Annotated in this window: 22 protein-coding genes and 1 pseudogene; 9 read left to right on the top strand and 14 right to left on the bottom strand. The window is 69.2% G+C overall.

The window, feature by feature from the left end; translation table 11 throughout:
- Positions 1 to 375 precede the first annotated feature (375 nt).
- From AN478_RS00965 to AN478_RS00935, 7 genes are all read left to right on the top strand, one after another.
- Positions 376 to 2,331: a PrkA family serine protein kinase gene (locus tag AN478_RS00965; RefSeq protein WP_054964751.1), complete on the top strand. Its 1,956-nt coding sequence runs from the start codon at positions 376 to 378 to the stop codon at positions 2,329 to 2,331.
- A gap of 218 nt (positions 2,332 to 2,549) precedes the next feature.
- Positions 2,550 to 3,731, top strand: coding sequence for a DUF444 family protein (locus AN478_RS00960; RefSeq protein ID WP_231627299.1), 1,182 nt, complete (start codon positions 2,550 to 2,552; stop codon positions 3,729 to 3,731).
- Positions 3,732 to 3,820: 89 nt separating this feature from the next.
- Complete coding sequence (locus AN478_RS00955; RefSeq protein WP_317622989.1) at positions 3,821 to 5,239, top strand: SpoVR family protein; 1,419 nt, start codon at positions 3,821 to 3,823, stop codon at positions 5,237 to 5,239.
- A gap of 233 nt (positions 5,240 to 5,472) precedes the next feature.
- Entirely contained in the window at positions 5,473 to 5,943 is a 471-nt protein-coding gene (locus AN478_RS00950; RefSeq protein ID WP_054964749.1) for a (2Fe-2S)-binding protein, read from the top strand.
- Entirely contained in the window at positions 5,943 to 8,111 is a 2,169-nt protein-coding gene (locus tag AN478_RS00945) for a xanthine dehydrogenase family protein molybdopterin-binding subunit (RefSeq protein ID WP_054964748.1), read from the top strand. The genes AN478_RS00950 and AN478_RS00945 overlap by 1 nt, the downstream gene beginning before the upstream one ends.
- 12 nt (positions 8,112 to 8,123) lie before the next feature.
- A complete protein-coding gene (locus tag AN478_RS00940; RefSeq protein WP_054964747.1) occupies positions 8,124 to 9,149 on the top strand; it encodes an XdhC family protein in 1,026 nt (341 codons plus the stop codon).
- Positions 9,146 to 9,730, top strand: coding sequence for a nucleotidyltransferase family protein (locus AN478_RS00935; protein ID WP_054964746.1), 585 nt, complete (start codon positions 9,146 to 9,148; stop codon positions 9,728 to 9,730). Before AN478_RS00940 ends, AN478_RS00935 begins: the two co-directional genes overlap by 4 nt.
- Before the next feature lie 16 nt (positions 9,731 to 9,746).
- On the opposite strand, the gene AN478_RS00930 is transcribed toward AN478_RS00935, so the two are convergent.
- Positions 9,747 to 10,274 (bottom strand): DUF1269 domain-containing protein, encoded by a 528-nt coding sequence (locus tag AN478_RS00930; RefSeq protein ID WP_231627298.1) that lies wholly within the window; start codon positions 10,272 to 10,274, stop codon positions 9,747 to 9,749.
- Positions 10,275 to 10,425: 151 nt separating this feature from the next.
- Between AN478_RS00930 and AN478_RS00925 the strand changes: the two genes are divergently transcribed.
- Together AN478_RS00925 and AN478_RS00920 are read left to right on the top strand one after the other, a co-directional pair.
- A complete protein-coding gene (locus AN478_RS00925) occupies positions 10,426 to 11,769 on the top strand; it encodes a UDP-glucose dehydrogenase family protein (RefSeq protein WP_054964745.1) in 1,344 nt (447 codons plus the stop codon).
- 4 nt (positions 11,770 to 11,773) lie between these two features.
- Entirely contained in the window at positions 11,774 to 12,781 is a 1,008-nt protein-coding gene (locus AN478_RS00920) for an NAD-dependent epimerase (protein WP_054964744.1), read from the top strand.
- Between the two features lie 90 nt (positions 12,782 to 12,871).
- Here AN478_RS00920 and AN478_RS00915 read toward each other — a convergent pair whose 3' ends face one another.
- The 13 genes and pseudogenes from AN478_RS00915 to AN478_RS00860 form a co-directional block, all read right to left on the bottom strand.
- Entirely contained in the window at positions 12,872 to 13,264 is a 393-nt protein-coding gene (locus AN478_RS00915) for a DUF4389 domain-containing protein (RefSeq protein ID WP_054964743.1), read from the bottom strand.
- Positions 13,261 to 14,634 (bottom strand): deoxyribodipyrimidine photo-lyase, encoded by a 1,374-nt coding sequence (locus AN478_RS00910; RefSeq protein ID WP_054964742.1) that lies wholly within the window; start codon positions 14,632 to 14,634, stop codon positions 13,261 to 13,263. Before AN478_RS00910 ends, AN478_RS00915 begins: the two co-directional genes overlap by 4 nt.
- 9 nt (positions 14,635 to 14,643) lie before the next feature.
- A complete protein-coding gene (locus tag AN478_RS00905; RefSeq protein ID WP_054964741.1) occupies positions 14,644 to 14,967 on the bottom strand; it encodes a Rieske (2Fe-2S) protein in 324 nt (107 codons plus the stop codon).
- A 117-nt stretch (positions 14,968 to 15,084) separates the two neighbouring features.
- Positions 15,085 to 15,405: a Rieske (2Fe-2S) protein gene (locus AN478_RS00900; protein WP_054964740.1), complete on the bottom strand. Its 321-nt coding sequence runs from the start codon at positions 15,403 to 15,405 to the stop codon at positions 15,085 to 15,087.
- A gap of 197 nt (positions 15,406 to 15,602) precedes the next feature.
- Complete coding sequence (locus AN478_RS13415) at positions 15,603 to 15,926, bottom strand: SUF system Fe-S cluster assembly protein (RefSeq protein WP_054964842.1); 324 nt, start codon at positions 15,924 to 15,926, stop codon at positions 15,603 to 15,605.
- A 57-nt stretch (positions 15,927 to 15,983) separates the two neighbouring features.
- Positions 15,984 to 16,223 (bottom strand): annotated as a pseudogene (locus AN478_RS14185) (gamma-butyrobetaine hydroxylase-like domain-containing protein); the annotation flags it as partial.
- Between the two features lie 57 nt (positions 16,224 to 16,280).
- Complete coding sequence (gene sufU / locus AN478_RS00890; RefSeq protein ID WP_054964739.1) at positions 16,281 to 16,739, bottom strand: Fe-S cluster assembly sulfur transfer protein SufU; 459 nt, start codon at positions 16,737 to 16,739, stop codon at positions 16,281 to 16,283.
- Between the two features lie 70 nt (positions 16,740 to 16,809).
- A complete protein-coding gene (locus AN478_RS00885; protein ID WP_143004161.1) occupies positions 16,810 to 18,075 on the bottom strand; it encodes a cysteine desulfurase in 1,266 nt (421 codons plus the stop codon).
- Positions 18,072 to 19,409 (bottom strand): Fe-S cluster assembly protein SufD, encoded by a 1,338-nt coding sequence (gene sufD, locus AN478_RS00880; protein WP_054964737.1) that lies wholly within the window; start codon positions 19,407 to 19,409, stop codon positions 18,072 to 18,074. Before sufD ends, AN478_RS00885 begins: the two co-directional genes overlap by 4 nt.
- 4 nt (positions 19,410 to 19,413) lie before the next feature.
- Positions 19,414 to 20,193, bottom strand: coding sequence for a Fe-S cluster assembly ATPase SufC (gene sufC / locus AN478_RS00875; RefSeq protein WP_054964736.1), 780 nt, complete (start codon positions 20,191 to 20,193; stop codon positions 19,414 to 19,416).
- Positions 20,194 to 20,284: 91 nt separating this feature from the next.
- On the bottom strand, positions 20,285 to 21,736 hold the full coding sequence (sufB, locus tag AN478_RS00870) for a Fe-S cluster assembly protein SufB (protein ID WP_054964735.1): 1,452 nt from the start codon (positions 21,734 to 21,736) through the stop codon (positions 20,285 to 20,287).
- 53 nt (positions 21,737 to 21,789) lie between these two features.
- Positions 21,790 to 22,269: an SUF system Fe-S cluster assembly regulator gene (locus AN478_RS00865; RefSeq protein WP_054964734.1), complete on the bottom strand. Its 480-nt coding sequence runs from the start codon at positions 22,267 to 22,269 to the stop codon at positions 21,790 to 21,792.
- A gap of 102 nt (positions 22,270 to 22,371) precedes the next feature.
- Entirely contained in the window at positions 22,372 to 23,553 is a 1,182-nt protein-coding gene (locus AN478_RS00860) for an NAD(P)H-dependent flavin oxidoreductase (protein ID WP_054964733.1), read from the bottom strand.
- Positions 23,554 to 23,661: the final 108 nt, after the last annotated feature.

The raw sequence follows: 23,661 nt of genomic DNA, 5'->3' as shown, positions 1-23,661 counted from the left end.
ATGCACTACGGAAAAATCACCGTTGGTGGAGCCCCTCCTGTCCGGCCCTATGAGGGTTGGGGGGATCCCCTACTCCCTCCCGGGTAGGTGAATGCCTACAATCGTATAGGGGCCCGTGTTCCGGGGAGTTCCTGGAGTCACGTTTCCCGCTAGCGGCGGCGAAGGCCCTTTAACGGGCCCCCGAAGTGGTTTAAAAACGGAACAGGGGGATGCAAGGCATCCGGACCCGGGTGGCTTGCCCCGACCCGCTACCGCGCTCCCGCGGAGGCGCGTCTTCGGGCTTCCGTCTCGCCCCTGGATGTTGAACGGAGGCACGGGGCTGCGACTCTAAACGGGTAGCAAGGGAATGGCCGCGTTGAGCCCAAGGAGGGTCGCATGGCAGGTAACGGCGGCAAGCAGGATTCGGAAAAGCAGAACCGCTTTCTGGACTCCCTGGTGAGCTTCACCCAGGAGCATAAGGCACGCCACTGGGAAGGGACCCTCGGGGAATTCCTCCAGGACGTGCTGCCCACGGACCCGGTGGGCATGACCCGTACCAGCCATCAGTACATGTGGGACATGATTCAGTGGTACGGCTCCGAGACCTCGGACGAGGGGGACCACGTCACCCGCTACAACCTGTTCGCCAACGACCTGTTCGGCGTCGACGAGGCGCTGGAACGGGTGGCCAACTACTTCAAGGCCGCCAGCGAGGGCTCCGAGGTGGGGCGGCGCCTGCTGCTCCTGCTCGGGCCGCCCTCCGGCGGCAAATCTTCCCTGGTGATCCTGCTCAAGCGCGGGCTGGAGGAGTACAGCCACACCGATGCGGGCGCCCTCTACGCCATCCAGGGCTGTCCGGTGCACGAGTCGCCCCTGCACCTAGTGCCGCAGACCAAGCGGGCCGAGTTCCGCGAGACCTACGGCGTGGAGATCAACGGCGACATCTGCCCCTATTGCCGCACCCGGCTGGAGGAGGAGTTCGACGGCGACCTCATGAAGATGCCGGTGGAGCGCATCTTCATCAACGAGGCCGGGCGCACCGGCGTGGGCACCTACGCGCCCCACGACCCCACCACCGCCGACATCGCCGACCTGGTGGGCTCCGTGGACCTGTCCAAGGTGGCCGAGTACGGCGACGAGGGCGATCCCCGCGCCTGGTCCTGGTCGGGGGCGGTGTACGCCGCGTCCCGCGGCATGCTGGAGATGATCGAGATCCTCAAGGTGAAGCGGGAGTTCCTCTACCTCCTGCTCACCCTGACCCAGGAGAAGAACGTCAAGGTCTCCCGCTTCCCGCTCATCTACCTCGACGAGACCATTGTCGCCCACACCAACCTGGCGGAGTTCCGCAAGTTCCTGCAGGAGAAGGAGAACGAGGCGCTTCTGGACCGCATGGTGATCGTGCAGGTGCCCTACACCCTGCGCTACCACGACGAGGCGCGCATTTACGAGAAGCTGATCTCCGCCACCCCCACCTTCCAGGAGGTGCACCTCGATCCCCACGCCCTGAACGTGGCGGCGGTGTTCGCGGTCCTGACCCGGCTGCACCCCTCGGAGCGGGAGGACCTGGACCTCTCCAAGAAGGTGCGGCTGTACGCCGGCGAGGACGTGGAGGGCACCTCGCAGTCCGAGGTGGACCGCATCAAGGCCGAGCATCCGGAGGAGGGCCTCGAGGGCGTCAGCCCGCGGTTCGTGGTCAACGCCCTGGCGGGGGCCATCTCCCGCTCCGAGAAGAAGAGCCTCACCTCCATGGACGTGCTCCTGGCCCTCAAGGACACCATCGAGTCCGACGCCCGCATGGATTCCAAGCAGAAGAAGAACTGGGTGGACTTCCTGGTCACGGTGCGCAAGGACTTCTACAACCGGTGGGTCAAGGAGGACGTGCACAAGGCGCTGTTCGTCTCCTTCGAGGACGAGGCCCAGGAGCTGCTCGACAAGTACCTCGACGAGGTGGAGGCGGTGCTCGACAACCGCAAGGTGACCGACCCCATCACCGGCGAGGACCGGGAGCCCGACGAGCGCTTCCTGCGCTCGGTGGAGGAGAAGATCTCCATCTCCGACTCGGGCAAGCAGTCCTTCCGCCAGGAGGTGGTGCGCAAGGCCATGGGGGCCTACAAGCGCGGGGAGCGGTTCACCCTGGACAGCCACGCCCGGCTCCACGACGCCATCGAGCAGTACCTGTTCGAGGAGCGCCGCGACGTGCTGCGGCTGGTCACCTCCAGCGCCCGGCCCGACGAGGAGGCCCAGCAGAAGATCTCCGCGGTGGAGGACCGGCTGGTGGCCGAGTACGGCTACAACCCCCATTCCGCCCGGGAGGCCCTCAACTACGTCACCACGCTCCTCTCCCAGGAGTGAGCGGGCCATTGGGCGATCCCCATTCCCGTCCGGGCGCCAGCGAGCCGGTCCCCCAGGGGCCGGCTTTTTTTGTCGACCGGGGGCAGACCGCCCGCGCGTCGAGGGTCTAGGGTGGGAAGAAAGGGGAGCGCGCCGAGATCACCCTTCCCGCGGCGTGGTCTAACCCCCGGGATGGCCGGCCCGCCGGTCCGGCCCGGGCGGAAACCATGAGGAGAGTCATGAGCGAGCGCACGGAATATAGAGCCCCATCCCGGATGGCCATGGAGAACCGCTGGTACGACCTGTTCTCCCGCGGCTCCCGGGACTGGCTGCGGCACAACGAGAAGGTGCGGGAGACCGTCAAGGAGGAGCTGCCCAACCTGATCTCCGGCTCCGACGTGCTGTCCCGGCCCTCCGACCGGACCGTCCAGGTCCCGGTACGTTTTCTGGAGCACTACCGGTTCCGCCTGCGCGACGACCAGGACGGCGGCGAGCCCCAGGCGGGTCAGGGGGACGGTCAGCCGGGCGATGTCCTGCGCCGGGCCAAGCCCGACGAGGGCGAGGGCGGCACGGAGGGCGGCAGCGGCGGCGGCGAGCTGCGCTTCGTCCTGGAGCTCAAGGTGGACGACATCGTCGACTGGATCTGGGAGGAGCTGGCCCTGCCCGACCTCCAGCCCAAGACCACCGACGCCCTCACCGACGAGGACCTGATTCAGGAGGGCTGGGACAAGCGCGGACCGCGGGCGCGCCTCGATCGCCGGCGCACGGTGAAGGAGGCCATCAAGCGCCGCTCGGTGCAGGAGGAGCCCACGCCCTTCTCCAACGAGGACCTGCGCTTCCGCCAGCTCGCCCGGCGCAAGCGGCCCGCCACCAACGCCGTGGTGTGCTTCCTGCTGGACGTCTCCGCCTCCATGGACGAGACCCGGCGCAAGCTGGCCAAGTCCTTCTTCTTCTGGGCCATGCAGGGGCTGCGCCGGCAGTACCGCGACGTGGAGGCGGTGTTCATCGCCCACACCAACCAGGCCTGGGAGTTCTCCGAGGAGGAGTTCTTCCAGGTGTCGGCCACCGGCGGCACGGTGGCTTCCAGCGGCTTCCGCCTGGCCCTGGACATCTTCAGCGACCGCTACGATCCGGGGCAGTACAACCAGTACCTGTTCTACGCCTCCGACGGGGATAACTTCGGGGACGATCGGCGCAGCGCCGAGGCCCTGCTGGCGGAGCTCGGCGGCCTGGTGAACTTCATGGGCTTCGTCGAGACGCCCCAGAACCCCCTGGAGTCCTCGAAGTCGGAGATGGGCCGCCTGTTCAAGGCCCTGGCCGCCCGGGACTACCCGGTGGGCAGCTACACCGTCCACGAAGAGGGGGATATCTGGGACGCCATCCGGGAGTTCTTCCGCCACCAGGCGGAGGAGGTAGCCTGAGCCGAACCGGGAACCGGGGCGGACGCCGCCGCGCGGCGGCACCGCCTGGGCGCAAGGCCCGACACGGGCGGGACGAGGAGGAAACACACGTGCCATTCGGTCCCAAGAGTCCCATGAGCAACGCCGAACTAGTCGAATATACGCCCAAACTGGAAGAGCTGGCCCAGTCTCAGGGCCTGGACTTCTACCCCGTGGACTTCGAGGTGGTGCCGCCGTCGTTCATGATGGAGGTGGCGGTGTACGGCCTGCCCGTGCGCATGCCCCACTGGTCCTTCGGGGTGCGCTACATCTATCAGTACATCCAGCACCGCATGGGCGGCTCCCGCATCTTCGAGGTGGTGTTCCCGGGCAACCCCAACCGGGCCTACCTGGTGAACAACAACTCCCTGCCCGAGAACACCCTGGTTACCGCCCACGTGCTCGGGCACGCCGACTTTTCCAAGAACAACGAGCTGTTCGCCCGCATGCAGTCCCAGGTGGGCTACCACATCGTGGAGCAGGCGGCCGAGCGCGCCCACCGCATCGACGGGGCCATCGACGAGTACGGCCAGAAGCGGGTGGAGGCGGTGCTCGACGCGGCCCTCGCCCTGGAGCAGAACATCGACATCAACTTCCCCATCAATCGCCCCGGCTTCCCGGAGCGCATGGAGCGCCGGCGCGGGGAGGAGACCGGGAGCAAGAGCGGCTTCCAGGGCCGCTTCGGCGAGCTGCCGGGCGAGGCGGAGGAGCTGGACACCGAAGGGGGCGGCGGCTCCGTGCGGGCCCCCATACCGCCGCGTCCGGAGTACGACCTGCTCTGGTTCATCGCCCACTACGCCCCGGACCTGGAGGGCTGGGAGCAGGACATCTTCCTGTCGGTGCGGGAGGAGTCCTTCTACTTCTACCCGGTGTTCGCCTGCCAGATCATGAACGAGGGCTGGGCCTCCTACTGGCACGCCCGCCTGCTGCGCGAGGCCGACTTCCTGCCGCAGCAGCTCTACCTCGACGCCATCAAGGCCCATTCCGACGTAGTGCGCCCCTACGCCGGCGAGAAATCCGTTTCCCTGTCCGTGAACCCCTACCACCTGGGCTTCCACATGTGGGAGCGGATCATCGCCGAGCACGGCCTGGAGACGGCCCTACAGCTGCGGGCGGAGGAGGACGACTTCAGCTTCGTCCGCAACTGGCTGGACGAGGATCTGGCCGAGGAGCTGCAGCTGTTCTCCTACACCACCCGGCGCGGGCGGGGCGGCGAGGAGCAGTACGTCATCCAGGACCGCGACATCCACGCCCTGCGCGAGGCCATCCTCCATCCCAAGTTCAACTACGGCGCGCCGCGGGTGTACGTCTCGGAGATGGGCACCGACGGCGGCCTCCTGCTGCAGCACGACCACCAGACCGACGGCAAGGGGCTGGACCTGGATCGGGCGCAAAAGGTCCTGGAGTACATCCAGCGCGTCTGGCGGCGGCCCGTGCAGATGGTCACCGTGGACGGCAAGGGCCGGGAGCAGGTCCTGGAGCGGGACTGAGGCTCTTCCGCCAGCGGCACGGCCGCCGCACCGAGGCCCGCCTGGCCCAGCCCAGCGTGCGGGACCCAGGCCCGACCCGCCGGGTCCCGTCCCCATCGTCTGGCTCCCCTTGTCCGGCCCGCTCCGGTGCCGGCTCCCCCGTTAAGCCTTGCACACGCCCGCCGGGATGCTTTACCAAGGGGGTTACGCCTTCCCGATTCGGCCCCTATCTTCCCACACAGGAGCGCATATCCATGACGGCGGTTTCCCTCAAGGTGAACGGCGAGGCCCGCGAGGTGGACGTCCCCTCCGACACGCCCCTGCTCTGGGTGCTGCGTGACAATCTGGACCTGACCGGGACCAAGTACGGCTGCGGCATCGCCCAGTGCGGTGCCTGCACCGTCCACCTGGACGGCCAGCCGGTGCGGGCCTGCGTGACCCCCGTGAGCGAGGTGGGAAGCCGGGAGGTCACCACCGTGGAGGGGCTGTCCGAGAACCGCGACCACCCCCTGCAGCGCGCCTGGGTGGCGGCCAACGTGCCCCAGTGCGGGTTCTGCCAGAGCGGCCAGCTCATGAGCGCCGCGGCGCTGCTGGAGCGCAGCCCCGATCCCTCCGATGCCGAGATCAACGCCGCCATGGAGGGGAACCTCTGCCGCTGCGGTACCTACCAGCGAATCCGCCAGGCCATCCGGATGGCTGCCCAGGACATGCAGGAGCAAGGCTGATGCCCGGAAGCCCCGTCAAGACGACGCGCCGTTCCTTCCTCAAGGCCAGCGCCGCCGTGGGCGGCGGGCTGCTGCTGGGCGTCCGCCTCCCCGTGGGTGGGCGCAACGCCCGCGCCGCGGAGGAGGCGGACGGCGGGGAGGCCTTCGCGCCCAACGCCTGGGTCCGTATCGATCGCGACGACCAGGTCACGGTCCTCGTCGACCGCTCGGAGATGGGGCAGGGGGTTATGACCGCGATCCCCATGCTCGTCGCCGAGGAGCTGGAAGCGGACTGGGACCGCATCCGGACCGAATTCGCCCCGGCGGACGAGGCCTACACCAACGCCCTGCTGGGACGCCAGGCCACGGGCGGCAGCACCGCCGTGCGCGCCGCCTGGCGCCCCCTGCGCGAGGCGGGTGCCGCCGCCCGCGCGATGCTGGTGGCTGCGGCCGCCGGGGAATGGGACGTGGATCCAGGCTCCCTGGAGGCCGCCAACCAGGTGGTGCGCCACCCGGGGAGCGGGCGGGAGGCCACCTACGGCGATCTCGCCGAAGCGGCGGCAGGCCAAGAGGTACCCGAGGCGGTCCTTCTCAAGGAGCCCTCGGAGTTCCGCCTCCTCGGCCAGCCCCGGGACCGGCTGGACAGCGCCGCCAAGGTGGACGGTTCCGCCACCTTCGGCATGGACGTCAAGCTTCCCGGCCTGCTCACCGCCCAGGTGGTGCGCTGTCCGGTGATCGGCGGACGCCCGGCCCGCGTCGATGGCGAGGCGGCCAAGCGGGTGCCCGGCGTGAAGGACGTCTTCGAGATCGAGGCCGGGGTGGCCGTGGTGGCGGAGGGTTTCTGGGCCGCCCAGAAGGGCCGGGAGGCCCTGCGGGTGGAATGGGACTACGGGGAGCACGCCGGCCTGACCTCGGCCCAGATCGCGCGGCAGTTCCGCGAGGCCGCGGATTCCGATGATGCCGCCGCCGTTCGCGAGGAAGGAGACATCGAGCAGGCCCTGGCGGAGGGGGCGCAGAGTCTGGAGGCCGAGTACGAGGTGCCCTTCCTGGCCCACGTCTGCATGGAGCCCATGAACTGCACGGCGCGTATCGCCGACGGCGTCTGCGAGGTGTGGGCCCCCACCCAGGACCAGACCTCCACCCAGGAGGTGGCGGTGGAGATCAGCGGCCTGGACCCGGAGAACGTGCACGTGCACACCACCTTCCTGGGCGGCGGCTTCGGTCGGCGCTCCCACACCGACTTCGTGGCGGACGCGGTGGAGACGGCCAAGAAGGCCGGGGCCCCGGTTAAGGTGGTCTGGACCCGGGAGGACACCACCCGCCACGACCGCTACCGCCCGGCCACCTACAATCGCCTCGCCGCTGCCGTCAACGGCTCCGGGGAGGTCACCGGCTGGCGCCACCGCATTGCCGGCCCCTCCATCATGGCCTACAACGACATGCTCCAGGAGGGCCAGCGGGTGGACTCCTCCTCGGTGGAGGTGGCCAAGGAGGTGCCCTACGCGGTGCCCAGCGTCCACGTGGACTACGCCATGTCCAACACCCCGGTGCCGCTGTGGTGGTGGCGCTCCGTGGGCGCGTCCCAGAACGGCTTCATCCGCGAGGCCTTCTTCGACGAGGTGGCCGCGGCGGCGGGGGAGGACCCCTACGAGCTGCGCCGCCGGCTCCTGCAGGACCAGCCCCGGCACCTCGGCGTCCTGGAACGGGCCGCCGAGCAGGCCGGCTGGGGCGGCGAGCTCCCGGAGGGCCGCGCCCGTGGCATCGCCGTGGTGCATTCCTTCGGCAGCTACTGCGCCGAGGTGGCCGAGGTCTCGGTGAGCGACAACCGGGAGGTGCGGGTGCACCGCGTGGACGTGGCCATCGACTGCGGCCAGACGGTCAATCCGGAGATCATCACCGAGCAGATGGAGAGCGGGGTGGCCTACGGGCTCTCCGCGGCCCTCCACGAGGCCGTCACCGTGGATCGGGGCCAGGTGGAGCAGGCCAACTTCGACAGCTATCCCATCCTCACCATGAACCAGATGCCCGAGGTCCACGTGCACATCGTGGACAGCGACGAGGAGCCGGGCGGGGTGGGCGAGCCGGGGACGCCCCCTATCGCCCCCGCCGTGGCCAACGCCATCTTTGCCCTGAAGGGCGAGCCGGTGCGCCGCCTGCCGCTGTCCCGCGCGGGCTTCCGGCCGGCCTGAGGGGGGATCCGCATGGGTCCGGGCGAGCCACCCCGCGGCACGGATCAGGCCGTCATCGAGGCGGCCCTCGGCTGGCTGGAATCCGGTAACCGGCTGTTCCTGGTGACCGTGGTCGGCACCTGGGGCTCCTCGCCGCGCCCCCCCGGCTCCCTCCTGGCCCTCCGGGAGGACGGGCGCATGGAGGGCTCGGTCTCGGGCGGCTGCGTGGAGGAGGACCTGCGGGAGCTGGCCCTGGCCGGCCGGCTGCCGGGGGACGAGCCCGGCTCGCTGCGCTACGGGGTGCGCCGCGAGGAGGCGGCCCGCTTCGGCCTGCCCTGCGGCGGCACGCTGGAGCTCCTGGTGGAGCCTCTGGGGCCGGGCCGGGACGGCGGGCTGGAGGCGGTGGGCCGCGCCCTGGCCGCCGGGGCCCGCATCCGCCGGACGGTGCACCGGGGGACCGGCAAGGTGGAGGTGCGTCCGGACCGGGAAGGGGAGGCGGCCCTGGTGGCGGGAGCGGAGGAGGTGACCAAGCCCTTCGGCCCGCGCTGGCGTCTGATGGTCATCGGCGCCGGGCAGCTGGCGGGCTATCTCGCCGACATGGCCCTGGCCCTGGATTACGCCGTCACGGTCTGCGATCCCCGCCGGGAGTACGCCGAGGCCTGGAGCGGACGCGGGGTCGCCCTGGACACCCGCATGCCCGACGACGCCGTGGCAGCCTGGTGCCCGGACCCCCACGCCGCTGTGGTGGCCGCCACCCATGATCCCAAGCTCGACGACCTGGCCTTGCTGGAGGCCCTGGCCTCCCCCGCCTTCTATGTGGGCGCCCTGGGCTCGCGGGCCAACAACGATCGGCGGCGGGCCCGGCTGGCGGAGCTGGGCCTGGATCCGGCCGCCGTCGAGCGGCTGCGGGGACCCATGGGCCTGCCCATCGGCAGCCGGACCCCGCCGGAGATCGCCGTCTCGGTCTTGGCGGAGATGACCGCCATCCGCAACGGGCGCGGCGAGCCGGACCGCGCGGCGCCCCCGTCCCCGGCGGAGGAGCGCCTCACCCAGCCATGATCCAGGGGGTCCTGCTGGCCGCCGGCCTCGGGCGCCGTTTCGGCGGTCAGAAGCTGCTGGCCCGCCTGCCGGACGGCCGGCCCGTGGCCCGGGCCGCCGTCGAGGCGCTGGCCGCGGGGGCCGACGACGTCCTGGCCGTGGCGCGTCCCGGCGAGGAGCGGGTGGCGGAGCTTCTGGCCGGGGCGGGCGCCAGGGTGCTGCTGGCTCCCGAAAGCGGGCGGGGCATGGGCGCGAGCCTGGCCGCCGGCGTGCGCGCGATCCCGGAGGCGGACGCCTGGCTGATCGCCCTGGGGGACATGCCGTGGGTACGCGGCGAAACGGCGGCGGCGGTGGCGGAGCGCCTGCGCGCCGGGGCCTCCCTGGTGCGGCCCGTCCATCGGGGCAGGGCGGGTCACCCGGTGGGCTTCGCCCGGGACCACGGCGCCGCCCTGGCGGCGCTGGACGGGGACCGGGGCGCCCGCGGGGTCCTGGAGGCCCATGCGGGGTGGGTCCAGCGGATCGCGGTGACGGATCCTGGTATCCTGCGCGACGTGGACAATCCGGAGGATCTGTCGCCCCCGGCGGGGGCCGGGGAGGGCTGATCCCCTGGACGGCGCCTCAGGGGAACGCGGGGATATGCGGATCCGTGCCGCGATCCGATGCCTCGGGGTGGTGCTTCTTGACTAGCTCGCGGATCTCCTCCACGCGGTCCTCGGGGATGTCCACCATGAGCAGCACCCGTCCGGCGTCGAGGTCCTTCTGGAAGGCCTTCAGGCGGGAGTTGGGCACCGAAGTGCCGATCATGCCCGAGGCCCACATGCCGACCAGGGCGCCCACCAGGGCGATGGCCAGCACCAGGCCGCCGCTCTGTGCCCAGCCCGAGGGCTGGAAGAGGATGGTGGCCACCCCGGCGATGGCGCCGGTGGCGCCGCCCAGGGCCAGCCCCAGACCGGCGCCGTGGATGATGTCGCTGCGCTGGAAGACGTCCGCCTGGGGCAGGTCCCCGAGGTCGAGGTCCTCCCGGGCCAGACAATGCAGATGGCGTTCATCCACCCGGGCCAGAAGCAGTTCGTTGACAACGTCCCGGGTGATTTGAACGTCGGGAAGGATGAAGTATAGTCGCCGCCTTCGGTGGCTCATGGTCATGGCCGTCTCCTCCCGGGCGCGCGGGGATCGTTTTCCACCCGTTAGCACCGGGCGGGTGGGGGGTCAAGGGGGCGGCGCGGCGATCAGGGTTTTCATGGACGAGCCGGGGGTTCGTCCCGGAGCATCCGAGGCAAGCAACGCGGGGGTTGGAATGAAGGTTTCCGTGGTCGGCACGGGCTATGTGGGGCTGGTGACGGGGGCGTGCCTGGCCGAGGCCGGCAACGACGTGGTGTGCATGGACGTGGACGCGGACAAGATCGCGGCGCTGGAGCGCGGCGAGGTGCCCATCTACGAGCCGGGCCTGGAGCCCCTGGTGGCCGAGAACGTGGCGGCCGGGCGGCTGCGGTTCACCACGGACATGGACACCTGCGTGGACCACGGCTTGTTCCAGTTTATCGCCGTGGGCACGCCGCCCGACGAGGACGGCTCGGCGGACCTGCGCTACGTGCTCGACGTGGCCCGGGGCATCGGCGCCCGCATGGACGACTACCGCGTGATCATCGACAAATCCACCGTGCCGGTGGGCACCGCCGACAAGGTGCGCTCGGCGGTGGGCGAGGAGCTGGCGGCGCGGGGCCAGGACCTCGAATACGACGTCGTCTCCAACCCCGAATTCCTCAAGGAAGGCGCGGCGGTGGAGGACTTCATGAAGCCCGACCGCGTCATCCTAGGCTGCGACAACGTCCGCACCGGGGCCCTGCTGCGCGAGCTCTACGCCCCCTTCAACCGCAACCACGAGCGCGTCATCACCATGGACGTGCGCTCCGCGGAGATGACCAAGTACGCCGCCAACGCCATGCTGGCCACCAAGATCAGCTTCATGAACGAGGTGGCCAACCTCTGCGAACGGGTGGGCGCCGACGTCGAGATGGTGCGCCAGGGTATCGGCAGCGACCCCCGCATCGGCTTCTCCTTCATCTATCCCGGCGCCGGCTTCGGCGGCTCCTGCTTCCCCAAGGACGTGGCCGCCCTGGAGCGCACCGCCCGCGACCACGGCTACACCGCGCGCATGCTGCAGGCCGTGGAGGCGGTGAACGCCGAGCAGAAGACCGTGCTCGAGCGCAAGATCGTGGCGCGCTACGGCGAGGACCTTACCGGCAAGACCTTCGCCCTGTGGGGACTGGCCTTCAAGCCCAACACCGACGACATGCGCGAGGCCCCCGCGCGCCGGCTCATGGAAGGGCTGTGGGCACGCGGCGCCACCGTGCGCGCCCACGACCCCGAGGCCATGGACGAATGCCGGCGGATCTACGGCGAGCGCGCTGACCTCACCCTTGTGGACGACCGCTACACCGCCCTGGAGGGCGCCGACGCCCTGGTGCTGGTCACCGAGTGGAAGCCCTTCCGCAGCCCCGACTTCGACCACATCGCCGCCACCCTGAGGGACCCGGTGATCTTCGACGGCCGCAACATCTACGACCCGGCCGTCCTGGCCCCCCACGGCCTGGCCCACGTGGCCATCGGCCGGCCCCAGACCACCGCGGGCGAGGGCTAGGCCCGTGCGCTTCTTGGTAACCGGAACCGCCGGCTTCATCGGCAACTTCGTCGCCGAGCGCCTGCTCGCGCGCGGCGACGAAGTGGTGGGGCTGGACAACGTCAACCCCTACTACGACGTGCGCCTCAAGGAGGACCGCCTGGGGCGCATCAGCGACCAGCCCGGCTTCACCGAGGCCCGCGTCTCCCTGGAGGACCGCGAGGCGGTGGCCGAGGTCTTCGCGCGCCACCAGCCGGATCGGGTGATCCACCTCGCCGCGCAGGCCGGGGTGCGCTACAGCCTGGAGAACCCCCACGCCTACGCCGACAGCAACCTCACCGGCTTCCTCAACATCCTGGAGGGGTGCCGCCACCACGACGTCGAGCACCTGGTGTTCGCCTCCAGCAGCTCGGTGTACGGCGCCAACACCACCATGCCCTTCTCGGTGCACCACAACGTGGACCATCCGGTGTCGCTGTACGCGGCCACCAAGAAGGCCAACGAGCTGATGGCCCACACCTACTGCCACCTCTACGGCACCCCCATGACCGGGCTGCGCTTCTTCACCGTCTACGGCCCCTGGGGGCGCCCGGACATGGCCCTGTTCATGTTCACCAAGGCCATCCTCGAGGGCCGGCCCATCGACGTCTACAACCACGGCGAGATGCGGCGGGACTTCACCTATATCGATGACATCGTCGAAGGTGTGGTGCGCACCGCCGACCAGGTCGCCACGGCCAACCCCGACTGGACCGGCGACGCCCCCGACCCGGGCAGCTCCTACGTCCCCTACCGGGTCTACAACATCGGCAACCACAGCCCCGTCTCGCTGATGGACTTCATCGGCACCCTGGAGGACGCCCTGGGTATGGAGGCGGCGAAGAACTACCTGCCCATGCAGCCCGGCGACGTGCCGGCCACCTACGCCGACGTGGCCGACCTGCAGGAGGCGGTGGGCTTTTCGCCGGAAACGCCCCTGAAAACGGGCATCGAACGGTTCGTGGCCTGGTACCGGGCGTATTACGGCGTTTGACGGGAAAGAGCTCGCCAAGGGCGGGTTGATCCAGCAAAAAGCCCCGGCTTTCCGAGCCGGGGCTTTTCCGTTCCGGGGGGTAGCCGAAGGTCAGCGCACCCCGGCCTCGTTGGGCTCCCCGCCGCCCGCGTCGCCCTCGTCCCCGACCTTCCCCCTGCTCTCCTCGGGTGCCTCATCCCCGTGGTCCCCGCTGACGGGCTGGGACTCGCCGCCGCCCGGCCAGGGCGCGAAAGGGAAGGGCCGGTCCTCGCTGGCGTAGGTCAGAAAGGCCGCGATCTCCTGCAGATAGGCGCCCAGCTTCGCCCCGAAGTCCCGGAGCCGCGTGTTGGGTTTCCCAGCGAGCAGGTGGGCGGCGAACTGGAACAGGGCCACCGCCGCCAGCACCAGCTCGGCGAGGTTGAAGATCAGGGCAAACAGCAGCATGTACAGGCCGCGGATCCAGGTGGCTCCGCGGGAGACGTTCTTGCGCACCTCTGGGCTCATGGCGTCTCCGGGTCGCTGTTGTCCCATACCCGCCGGACATAGTCCTCGATGGGGAACTTGCGGCGCAGCCCGCGGGCGTTCATGTAGCGTACCTTGCCGAAAACCGGCCGCTCCGGCCACCCCCGGTCGTGCAGGCCGAAGCACCAGGCCACGTTGGCGAAGGCGTTCGGGTCCCGCCCGTCCAGGAAGTACCGGTTGTTCAGCGCCAGGAGGGTGGCAAAGGCGGTCTGGGGGTCGGCCATCCATTCCAGTACCTTCTTGCCCCAGTACATGCGCATATAGTTGGGCATGAAGCCCCGCGTGCGCATGTCGATCATGGCGGCGTTCCAGTAGGGGTCGGCGGTCTCCGCGGCCTCCAGGGGCTCCCGGGAATAGCAGGGGTCGCGGGGGTCGTCCGCGTGCTCGGCCAGGGTGCGGCGGGCCCAGTCGGGGAGGCAGGTGTAGGCGTCGTAGTCGGGACGGTACCAGACGTGGTTCATGGACAGCTCCCGGCGCACGATGAGCTGCTCCAGGAACGCCTCCCGGTCCTTCGCGGGGGCTTCCGCCCCCTGGACGGCCCGCGCCACCTCCCCGACGCCGATCTGACCGAAATGGAGATAGGGGGACAGGTGGGAGGTGGCCTCCGCCACCGGGTCGCTGCTGCGGCGGGCGTAGCCCGGGAGCCCTTCCCGGAGGAAGCGGTCCAGGCGGCGGCGTGCCTCGCGGTAACCGCCCCGGAAGGCGGGGACCGGCGCCACCGAGCGGTCCAGGGGCAGGTCCCGGAGGAGGGCCTCGCCGTCCTCCGGGTCGAAGTCGCCCCGGAGGTCGAGGGGACGGGCGGAGAGGTTGGGGTCCACGGCGGGGCATTCCGCCAGGAACTCCTTCCGCTGGCGCTCGATCCTGGGGCGCAGGGTACGGGCCGCCGTCTCGGCCTTCGGGGAGGCGATCTCCACCGGGACCACTACCTCCGTTTCCACCTCCACCACCGGGCAGGGGGCGCGGTCGGCCACCTCCCGGCGCCACTGCCGCTGGTGGCGCAGGTAGCCCCGGTCGGAGACCAGGAGGGCGGCCCCTTCCGCCAACCGGAGGGCGGCCTGGGGCGGGGCGTCGTGGAAGGGGAGGAAAGCGATGCCCCGTCGGCGGAGGTGGGCGCCCACCTCCGCCAGCCCCTGCACCATGAAGGTGTAGTGGCGCAGGTTGGCCTCGGGGTAGTCCGCGGTGAGGCCGAAGGCGACCACCACCGGCAGGTGCAGCTCGTTGGCGCGGTGGACGGCCAGATCGAGGGCGGGGTTGTCGGAGGCGCGCTGGGCCTGCTGCATCCAGTAGAGGACGTAGCGGCCGGGGCGTGGCGGGCCCGGACGGAGGTCTTGGATGCGGTCCGGGGCCACCATGGGCGGGGGTCAGTCGTCGGGGTCGGGGCGTACGTAGACGAGGCCGTCCGCCACCTGGACCGGATAGGTCTCCAGGGCCTCGAAGGCCGGGGGCGTCAGGGCCTCGCCGGTGCGTACATCGAAGCGGGCCCCGTGGACGGGACACTCCAGCTCGCCGTCGGGGTCCAGCTCGCCTTCGTGGAGCTCGGCCTCCATATGGGTGCAGAGGTTGGCCAGGGCGTAGAGCTCCCCGCCCAGGTTCACCACCGCCATGGGGACATCATCGGCCTCCACCCGGGCCACCGAGCCCGGCGGGATGTCCTCGATTCGGGCCACCTGCCACCAGTCGCTCATGGCTAAACCTCCTGAAAAGAAAGGCCTTTTCCCGGAGGAAAAGGCCTTAGCTTCGGTCCGGGGTCGGGCTCCGCCCCGGCGGCATCCGCTCCGCGCCCCCTCGGACCCACCAGTTTCCTAGTCCCAACGATCGTCGGCGACGTAGACCTTGCCGTCCTCCACCTGAACGGGGAAGGTTTCCACCGGCTCGTAGGCCGGCGGGGTCAGGGCCTCGCCCGAGGTGACGTCGAACTTGGCGCCGTGGCGCGGGCAGACGATCCGGCAGTCTTCCATCTCGCCGCCGGTGAGCTGCCCGTAGTCGTGGGTGCAGACGTCCTCGATGGCGTAGTAGGTGCCGCCGCAGTTGAACACGGCGATCTGCACGTCGTCCACGTCCACCGAGGTGTAGGATCCCGGCGGAAGGTCCTCGGTGGCGCCCACCTCGACCCAGTCGGCCATGCGGTTGTCTCCTCTGATGGGAAAGACATCGAACCGCCAAGGACGCCAAGATCGCCAAGACAACGAAGAGAAACCAACGCAATCCGACGGAAAGGCGCCACCCGGCCACTGTGATAGCTCCCGAAAACCAGTCCGGGAGCAATTTGGTTGCCGTTCTTGGCGCCCTTGGCGTACTTGGCGGTTGATCTTCTGCTGTATTACCAGATGCCCAGAGCCAGCTTCACGTCCTCGGACATGTGGTCCTTGGTCCACGGCGGATCCCAGACCAGCTCCACCTCGGCGTCGACCACCCCGGGCACCGACTTCACGGCCGCTTCCACCTTGCCGGGGAAGGTGGCCGCCTCGGGGCAGCCCGGCGTGGTGAGGGTCATTTTCACGTCCACCTTGTGATTGGGGTGGGTGTCGAGGTTGTAGATGAGGCCGAGGTCGTAGATGTTCACCGGGATCTCGGGGTCGTAGACCTGGCGCAGGGCCTCGACGATCTTGTCTTCCTCGATCTCCGGAAGCTCGGAGAGATCCACCTCCTCCTCGTCGCCGGCGTTGGCCTCGTCCGTGGGGTCGCTATTGCGCAGGGCCTCCCAGGTGTAGGTGGCCGACTCGCCGGTGTCGAAGGTCATCTGGATGGCGTAGTGGCCCACGGGCTGGAAGTCCGTGATATCGATCCCCGAGGCGTCGGCCCGGTCGGGCAGGGAGGGGGCGTTCTCCCGCAGGAAGCTATAGGGGAAATCGGAGATGTGCCCGTCGCCCCACTCGATCTCCAAGCGCTTGGACTTGGTGTGGGGGCGGATCTCCTGGGGTTGTTCACGCGGTTCACTCATCGGGCTCGCTCCTCAGGCAGCCGTTGGCCCGCTGCCGGCAGCACCGGCACGGGGACGTTACTCGGTGGTAACGCTGGCGCCTTCCTCGTCGTGCTCAAGGGCGGCGTGGACGGTGTGCCAGGCCAGGGTGGCGCACTTCACCCGGGAGGGGAAATCGCGCACCCCGGTAAGCACGGCCAGCTTGCCGAGATCGGGCACGTCCTCGGCCTCCCGCTCCTTGGTGCAGACGTCGTGGAAGGCCTGGAAGAACTCGTCGGCCTCCTGCTTGGACTTGCCCTTGAGGATCTGGGTCATCAGGGAGGCGGAGGCCACCGAGATGGCGCACCCGGAGCCCTCGAACTTCACGTCCTGGACCACGTCGTTGTCGTCCACCATCAGGTAGACCGTGAGCTGGTCCCCGCACAGGGGGTTGTGGCCCACGGCGTGGCGGTTGTGGTCGGCAAGGACCCCGAAGTTGCGCGGGTTCTTGTTGTGCTCGAAGATCACTTCCTGGTAGAGGTCGCGAACGTCCGCCATGGGACTCTAGCTCCTTCCGGAACGGCTGTGCCGCGGGTGGTTGAGTGGTGCTTCCCGCATCGGGGATCCCTCAGCCGAGGATTTCCCGCACCTCGTGGAGGCCCCGGATGAAGGCGTCCACGTCGGCCCGGGTGTTGTACAGGCCGAAGGAGGCCCGCGTGGTGGCCGGCACCTGGAAGCGGTCCATCACCGGCTGGGCGCAGTGGTGGCCGGTGCGCACGGCGATGCCCTGGTTGTCCAGGATGGTGCCGATGTCGTGGGGGTGGATGCCCTCCATGACGAAGGACAGGATCCCGGCCTTCTCGGCGGCGGTGCCGATCAGGCGCACCCCGGGGACCTCCTGGATGGCGTCCGTGGCGTAGGCCAGCAGGTCGCGTTCGTGGGCGAGGATGCCCTCCAGGCCGATGGCGGTGACGTAGTCCATGGCCGCGTGCAGGCCCACCGGGCCGGCGATATTGGGGGTGCCGGCCTCGAACTTCTGGGGCACCTTGGCGTAGGTGGTGTGCTCGAAGGTCACCCGCTGGATCATCTCGCCGCCGCCCTGGTAGGGGGGCATGGCCTCCAGCAGCTCGTGGCGGCCCCAGAGCACGCCGATGCCGCTCGGCCCGTAGAGCTTGTGGCCGGAGAAGGCATAGAAGTCGCAGCCCAGCTCGGCCACGTCCACCGGCACGCGCGGTGCCGCCTGGCAGCCGTCCACCAGCACCACCGCCCCCTGGGCGTGGGCCTTGTCCACGATCTCCTTGACGGGGTTGATGGTTCCCAGCGCGTTGGAGACGTGGCCCACCCCCACCAGCTTGGTGCGCTCGCTGAGCAGCTCGTCGAAGCGGTCCATCATCAGCTCGCCGTCGTCGCTGATGGGGACCACCCGGATCACGGCGCCGGTCTGCTCGGCTATCAGCTGCCAGGGGACGATGTTGGAGTGGTGCTCCATCTCGGTGAGCAGGATCTCGTCGCCCGCCTGGAGGTTGGCCCGCCCGTAGCTGGCGGCCACCAGGTTGATCGCCTCGGTGGCGCCGCGGACGAAGACGATCTCGCGGGGATCGGCCGCGCCGATGTACTGCGCCACCCGCGAGCGCGCCCCCTCGTAGGCCTCGGTCGCCCGCTCGGAGAGCAGGTGGGCGCCGCGGTGGACGTTGGAATAGCTGGTCTCGTAGAACCGGCTGATGGCGTCGATCACCGCGCGGGGCTTCTGGCTGGTGGCGGCGCTGTCCAGATAGACCAGCGGTTTGCCGTGGGCCTCCTGCTGGAGGCACGGGAAGTCCTGCCGGTAGCGGTCGGCGTCGGCGTCGGTCACCTGCTCCGCCTGGCTGCGCATCTCTTCCACGGCCACGCTCATTCCTCCATCGCTTCGGTATGCGGAAGCCGCTTCAGCAGCCGCTCTTCCAGCCGCGCCCGCACCGGCTCGATGCGCACCCGCTCGATGATCTCGTTGGCGAAGCCGAAGATCAGCAGGTTGCGGGCGTCCTCGTAGCCGAGGCCGCGGGAGCGCAGGAAGAACAGCGCGTCCTCGTCGAGCTGGCCCACGGTGGCACCGTGGGTGCAGGAGACGTCGTCGGCGAAGATCTCCAGCTCCGGCTTGGGGTCCACCTCGGCGTTGCGGGACAGCAGCAGGTTGCGGTTCTGCTGGTCGGATTCCGTGCCCTGGGCCTCGGGCTGCACCACCACCTTGCCGTTGAATACGCCGCGGGCGCGCCCGTCCAGGATGCCCTTGTAGTACTCCCGGGACTCGGCGTTGGCCTTCAGGTGGTCGATGCGCGTGTGGTTATCCACGTGCTCGCGGCCGTCGCCCAGGTACAGCCCGTTGAGGTTCACCAGGGCACCCTCAGCGTCCAGGACGTCGTTGACGTCATTGCGCACCAGCCGGCCGCCCAGGGCGATGTTGTGGTGCGTCAGGACGCTGTTCTCGCCCTGGTAGCCCTCGAAGGTGGCCACGTGGTAGCCGCCGGGCCCCTCCTGCTGGAGCTTGTAGACCTCCACCTGGGCGTCCTTCGGCGCCACCGCTTCGGTGACCGTATTGTTGAAGTAGGCGCCCTCGCCGAGGCCGACGAAGTCTTCCAGTACGGTCACGGAGGCGCCCTCCTCGGCCACGACCAGATTACGGTAGTGGGGGCCCACGCCGTCGGCGCCCGCGCTGGTGAGGAACAGGGCGTGGATGGGCGTTTCCACCTGTACGCCGGCCGGAACGGAGACGTAGACGCCGTCGCCCATGAATGCGGTGTTCAGGGCAACGAAAGGCGTGCCCTCCGGGTCGGCGTAGCTGCCCAGGTGGCGCTGCAGGACCTCGGAGGGCTCGCCCAGCGCTTCGCTCATGGGCCGCACCACCACCCCTTCGGGCAGATCGGCGGGGCGGGACAGGCTCGGCGAGTAGACGCCGTCCACGAACACCAGCCGCAGGGCGGCGGGCTCGTCGAAGGTGTACTCGGCGATCTCCTCCGGCCGCAGGCCGGGGGCCTCCGCCTCGGGCAGGGCGAATGCGCGCTTCTCCAGCGGCCGCAGGGAGGTGTACTTCCACTCCTCGTTGCGCGGCGCCGGAAAGCCCGTCTCGGCGAAGCGGTTCATGGCCGCGCGCCGCCGCTCGGCGACCCAGCCCGCGTCCGCCCCGGGGAGCCGCTCGCGGCCCTGTTCGAACAGGGCGGTGTAGCGGTCGACGATCTCGGTTTGCTCGCTCATGGCCTTACTGCCCCTGTACCGCTTCCTCGGCGGGCGCCTGCTCGGCGCCGGTGAGCCAGGCGTAACCGGTCTTCTCCAGCTCCTGCGGCAGGCTGGCGTCGCCGGACTTGGCGATCTGGCCGTTGTACAGCACGTGCACCTGGTCGGGGACGATGTAATCCAGCAGGCGCTGGTAGTGGGTGATGAGGATGAAGGAGCGCTTCTCGTCGCGCAGCTGGTTCACCGCATCGGCGACGGTCTTCAGGGCGTCGATGTCGAGCCCGGAGTCGGTCTCGTCGAGGATGGCCAGCTTCGGCTCGAGAACCGCCATCTGCAGCATCTCGTTGCGCTTCTTCTCGCCGCCGGAGAAGCCCTCGTTCACCGAGCGGTAGAGGAGCTGGTCACCCATGCCGGTGAGCTTCATCTTCTCGCGGATGAAGGCCACCAGGTCCATGGCGTCCAGCTCCTCCTCGCCGCGGTGCTTGCGCGCGGCGTTCACCGCCGACTTCAGCAGGTAGATGTTGCTGACGCCGGGGATCTCCACCGGGTATTGGAAGGCCAGGAACAGGCCCTCGTTGGCCCGCTCCTGCGGTTCCATCTCCAGCAGGTCCTTGCCGTCGAAGGCCACCGAGCCGTCTCCCACGGTGTAGCCATCGCGCCCGGCGAGCACGCCGGCGAGGGTGGATTTGCCGGAGCCGTTGGGCCCCATGATGGCGTGGACCTCGCCGTCGCCCACTTCCAGGTCAATCCCCTTCAGGATCTCGGTATCTTCCACGCTCGCGTGCAGGTTCTTGATGCTGAGCACGGTGCCGTCCTCTCCATGATTCGGTTCCCGGCCGGGGGCGGGCCCGCGGCCATTTCGGTTTCCGCGGGCGCCGCCCGCGGCGACGCTTGCTTTACCCGACGCTGCCCTCGAGGCTCACCCCGAGCAGGTTCTGCGCCTCCACGGCGAACTCCATGGGCAGCTCGTGGAAGACCTCCTTGCAGAAGCCGCTCACGATCATGGAGACGGCATCCTCGGGGTCGATGCCCCGCTGGGTCAGGTAGAAGATCTGGTCTTCGCCGATCTTCGCCGTGGAGGCCTCGTGCTCCACCTGGGCGGTGGGGTTCTTGGTCTCGATGTACGGGAAGGTGTGCGCGCCGCACTTGTTGCCCATGAGCATGGAGTCGCACTGGGTGTAGTTGCGGGCGTTCTCGGCGTTCTTGCCCACCTGCACCAGGCCCCGGTAGGAGTTCTGACCGTGGCCGGCACTGATTCCCTTGGAGATGATGGTGGACTTAGTGTCCGCCCCGAGGTGGATCATCTTGGTGCCGGTGTCCGCCTGCTGGTAGTTGTTGGACACCGCCACCGAGTAGAACTCGCCCACGGAACGGTCGCCGCGCAGCACCACGGAGGGGTACTTCATGGTGATGGCGGAGCCGGTCTCCACCTGGGTCCAGGCGATCTTGGAATCGTCGCCGCGGCACTCGCCGCGCTTGGTCACCAGGTTGTAGATGCCGCCCTGGCCGTCCTCATCCCCCGGATACCAGTTCTGCACCGTGGAGTACTTGATCTCGGCGTCCTTCTCCGCCACCAGCTCCACCACCGCGGCGTGCAGCTGGTTCTTGGAGTGGGCGGGCGCCGTGCAGCCCTCCAGGTAGCTCACGTAGGCCCCCTCGTCGGCGACGATCAGGGTGCGCTCGAACTGGCCGGTCTCCGAGGCGTTGATGCGGAAGTAGGTGGACAGCTCCATGGGGCAGCGCACGCCCTTGGGCACGTAGACGAAGGAGCCGTCCGAGAACACCGCCGAGTTCAGAGCGGCGAAGTAGTTGTCCCCGGGCGGAACCACCGTGCCCAGGTACTTCTCCACCAGTTCCGGGTAGTCCTGCAGGGCCTCGGAGAAGGAGCAGAATACGATGCCTTCCTCGGCCAGCTTCTCCTTGTAGGTGGTGGCCACCGACACGGAATCGAACACCGCGTCCACGGCCACGCCGGCGAGCTGCTTCTGCTCGTCCAGCGGGATGCCCAGCTTCTCGTAGGTCTCGAGCAGCTTGGGGTCCACCTCGTCCAGGGACTGCGGCCGGTCCTCGTCGCTCATGGACTTGGGGGCCGAGTAGTAGACGATGTCCTGATAGTCGATGTAGGGGTGGCGGATGTTGGCCCACCGCGGCTCGGTCATCTCCAGCCAATGACGGTAGGCGTTGAGGCGCCACTCCAGCATGAACTCGGGCTCTTCCTTCTTGGCCGAGATCATGCGGATGATGTCCTCGTTCAGTCCCGGAGGGACCGCATCGACTTCGATGTCGGTATAGAAGCCGGGGGTGTAGCCCCGATTGAGAACTTCGTCGATCTGGCTCGAAGACGCCATGGTTGCCTCCATCCCGGAAATTGGGAAATCCCTCCGGACCGGGTCCGGGTCGTTTATTCCGTCTGGGCCAGGGGGTCGCCCTCGGCCACCCCCAGGAATTCCAGGGTGCGCGTCTGCACCCCCTGCACAGAGATCGGTTCGGTCATCTCCGCCACGGAGACCCCCTCGAGGGCCTGCATGATGGCGTGGTTGATGCGCTGCCAGTTGCTCTGCACCGAGCAGGACTGCTCCTGGTCGCACTGCAGGGCGTCGCTGGCGCATTCGGTCAGGGCGATGGGGCCCTCCATGGCCCGGATCACCTGGGCCACGGAGATCTCACCGGGGTCGTGGGCCAGGGAGTAGCCGCCGTTCTTGCCCCGCTGGGCCACCAGCAGACCGCCCCGCTCCAGGACCTTAAGGATCTTGCTCACCGTGGGCACGCCGATATGCAGGTCGCTCGCCAGCTCCCGGGCGCTGAAGCGCTGCTCGGGGTTCTTGGCGAGGTGGGTCATGACCACCGTGCCGTAATCGGTCATCTTGCTGATGCGTAGCATCCGGTGCCGCTCCATTGGCCCTGCCGGTGAACTAGGACTAATCTAGTCCTATTTAGTTTCCAATGCAATACTAATGGTCCGATTTTTTTGGTCGGGTATTCCTCAGGGCGTGGCGATGGCGGGCTCTTGGGGGATGGTGGCATCCAGGAGGTGGCACAGGATGTCCCGCACCGGCCGGATCTGATCGCCGAAGGGCAGGGAGGCGCCCCCGCGGAAGAACAGGCCCTGGCTGACCTTCCCCTTCTGGGCCGCGGCCAGCCGGGTCTCGATGCAGAACTGCCCCGCGGCCGGCTTGCCGTCCTTGAAGCCGCAGTGGGAGAGGCATTCCACGAAGGTGGGGCAGACGGCCGTTTCGGGGGAGGCCCGGTTCAGGAGGTCCTCCTCCAGCCCGAGGTAGCGGTCCAGCCAGGGGGTGCGTACGGCCCGTGCGGGGAGGCCGGCGGCGCTGATGAAGGTGGTGGTGTCGCTTGCGGGATCGGCGCCCAGGAGGACCTGCTTGAAGTTGGGGTGGGCATCGCCTTCCGCGGAGACGGCGAAGGGCGTGCCCACCTGGGCACCGGAGGCGCCCAGCTCCATGACCTCGGCCAGCCGGGCGGGCCCGTTGATGCCGCCGGCGGCGATCACCGGAATGCGGGCCGCCTCCTCGCCAAACTCGGCCAGGGTGGCCCGGACTTCCGGGAGGACGGTGGGGTAGTCGTAGCGCGGGTCCTTCTCGTCCCCCACGCTGGCGATGCCCAGGTGCCCGCCGGCGTAGCGCGGATTCTCCACCACCACGGCGTCCGGCAGGCGGTTCTGGCGCTTCCAGCGTTTCAGGGTGATCCGGAGGGCCCGCCCGTCGGAGACGATGGGGATCAGGGCCACGTCGGGGTAGTCGGCGGTGAGCGCCGGCAGCTCCAGGGGCAGGCCGGCCCCCATGATGATGGCGTTGGCCCCGCTGGCGCAGGCCTGGCGGACCTGCTCGGCGTAGTCGCGCAGGGCGCGCATGACGTTCACCGCGATAAAGCCCTCGGAGCCGGCGATCTCCCGGGCCGCGCGGATCTCGCGGTCGATCGCCACAAGATTGGAGGCCGTGTAGGCATCCACGTCCCGACTCCGCTTGTCGGCGGCGAGCAGGTCCGGGTGCAGTTGGCGCAAGTCCACGCTGGCGATGGTTCCCACCGCACCTTCGGCGGCGACGGTGCCTGCCAGGTTGTGGGCGGAGACGCCCACTCCCATGCCGCCTTGAATGATGGGGAGAAGGTTCCTGCCGCGGATGCGGAGCGCAGGGAAAGCATGGTCGATCATGGTGCGATACAGCTCTATATATGGGTGAACCAAGAAACAGGCTAAACGCAGGGGCCTGTCCGTGAATTGACGGGGATCAAAAGGAGCCCTGCAGGGTACCTTGTATAC

This window comes from Thiohalorhabdus denitrificans, from assembly GCF_001399755.1.
GTDB lineage: Bacteria > Pseudomonadota > Gammaproteobacteria > Thiohalorhabdales > Thiohalorhabdaceae > Thiohalorhabdus > Thiohalorhabdus denitrificans.
This window is presented reverse-complemented; position numbering and strand designations above follow the sequence as displayed.

What these genes read in the sequence shown, in the direction of transcription:
- AN478_RS00910 (WP_054964742.1), bottom strand. Translation starts at nt 14,634, where the DNA reads ATGGTGGCCCCGGACCGCATCCAAGACCTCCGTCCGGGCCCGCCACGC.
- AN478_RS00885 (WP_143004161.1), bottom strand. Translation starts at nt 18,075, where the DNA reads ATGAGCGTGGCCGTGGAAGAGATGCGCAGCCAGGCGGAGCAGGTGACC.
- AN478_RS00935 (WP_054964746.1), top strand. Translation starts at nt 9,146, where the DNA reads ATGATCCAGGGGGTCCTGCTGGCCGCCGGCCTCGGGCGCCGTTTCGGC.
- AN478_RS00905 (WP_054964741.1), bottom strand. Translation starts at nt 14,967, where the DNA reads ATGAGCGACTGGTGGCAGGTGGCCCGAATCGAGGACATCCCGCCGGGC.
- sufU (WP_054964739.1), bottom strand. Translation starts at nt 16,739, where the DNA reads ATGGCGGACGTTCGCGACCTCTACCAGGAAGTGATCTTCGAGCACAAC.
- AN478_RS00900 (WP_054964740.1), bottom strand. Translation starts at nt 15,405, where the DNA reads ATGGCCGACTGGGTCGAGGTGGGCGCCACCGAGGACCTTCCGCCGGGA.
- AN478_RS00945 (WP_054964748.1), top strand. Translation starts at nt 5,943, where the DNA reads ATGCCCGGAAGCCCCGTCAAGACGACGCGCCGTTCCTTCCTCAAGGCC.
- sufD (WP_054964737.1), bottom strand. Translation starts at nt 19,409, where the DNA reads ATGAGCGAGCAAACCGAGATCGTCGACCGCTACACCGCCCTGTTCGAA.
- AN478_RS00925 (WP_054964745.1), top strand. Translation starts at nt 10,426, where the DNA reads ATGAAGGTTTCCGTGGTCGGCACGGGCTATGTGGGGCTGGTGACGGGG.
- sufB (WP_054964735.1), bottom strand. Translation starts at nt 21,736, where the DNA reads ATGGCGTCTTCGAGCCAGATCGACGAAGTTCTCAATCGGGGCTACACC.
- AN478_RS00960 (WP_231627299.1), top strand. Translation starts at nt 2,550, where the DNA reads ATGAGCGAGCGCACGGAATATAGAGCCCCATCCCGGATGGCCATGGAG.
- AN478_RS00940 (WP_054964747.1), top strand. Translation starts at nt 8,124, where the DNA reads ATGGGTCCGGGCGAGCCACCCCGCGGCACGGATCAGGCCGTCATCGAG.
- AN478_RS00930 (WP_231627298.1), bottom strand. Translation starts at nt 10,274, where the DNA reads ATGACCATGAGCCACCGAAGGCGGCGACTATACTTCATCCTTCCCGAC.
- AN478_RS00950 (WP_054964749.1), top strand. Translation starts at nt 5,473, where the DNA reads ATGACGGCGGTTTCCCTCAAGGTGAACGGCGAGGCCCGCGAGGTGGAC.
- AN478_RS00965 (WP_054964751.1), top strand. Translation starts at nt 376, where the DNA reads ATGGCAGGTAACGGCGGCAAGCAGGATTCGGAAAAGCAGAACCGCTTT.
- AN478_RS00915 (WP_054964743.1), bottom strand. Translation starts at nt 13,264, where the DNA reads ATGAGCCCAGAGGTGCGCAAGAACGTCTCCCGCGGAGCCACCTGGATC.
- AN478_RS00860 (WP_054964733.1), bottom strand. Translation starts at nt 23,553, where the DNA reads ATGATCGACCATGCTTTCCCTGCGCTCCGCATCCGCGGCAGGAACCTT.
- AN478_RS00865 (WP_054964734.1), bottom strand. Translation starts at nt 22,269, where the DNA reads ATGCTACGCATCAGCAAGATGACCGATTACGGCACGGTGGTCATGACC.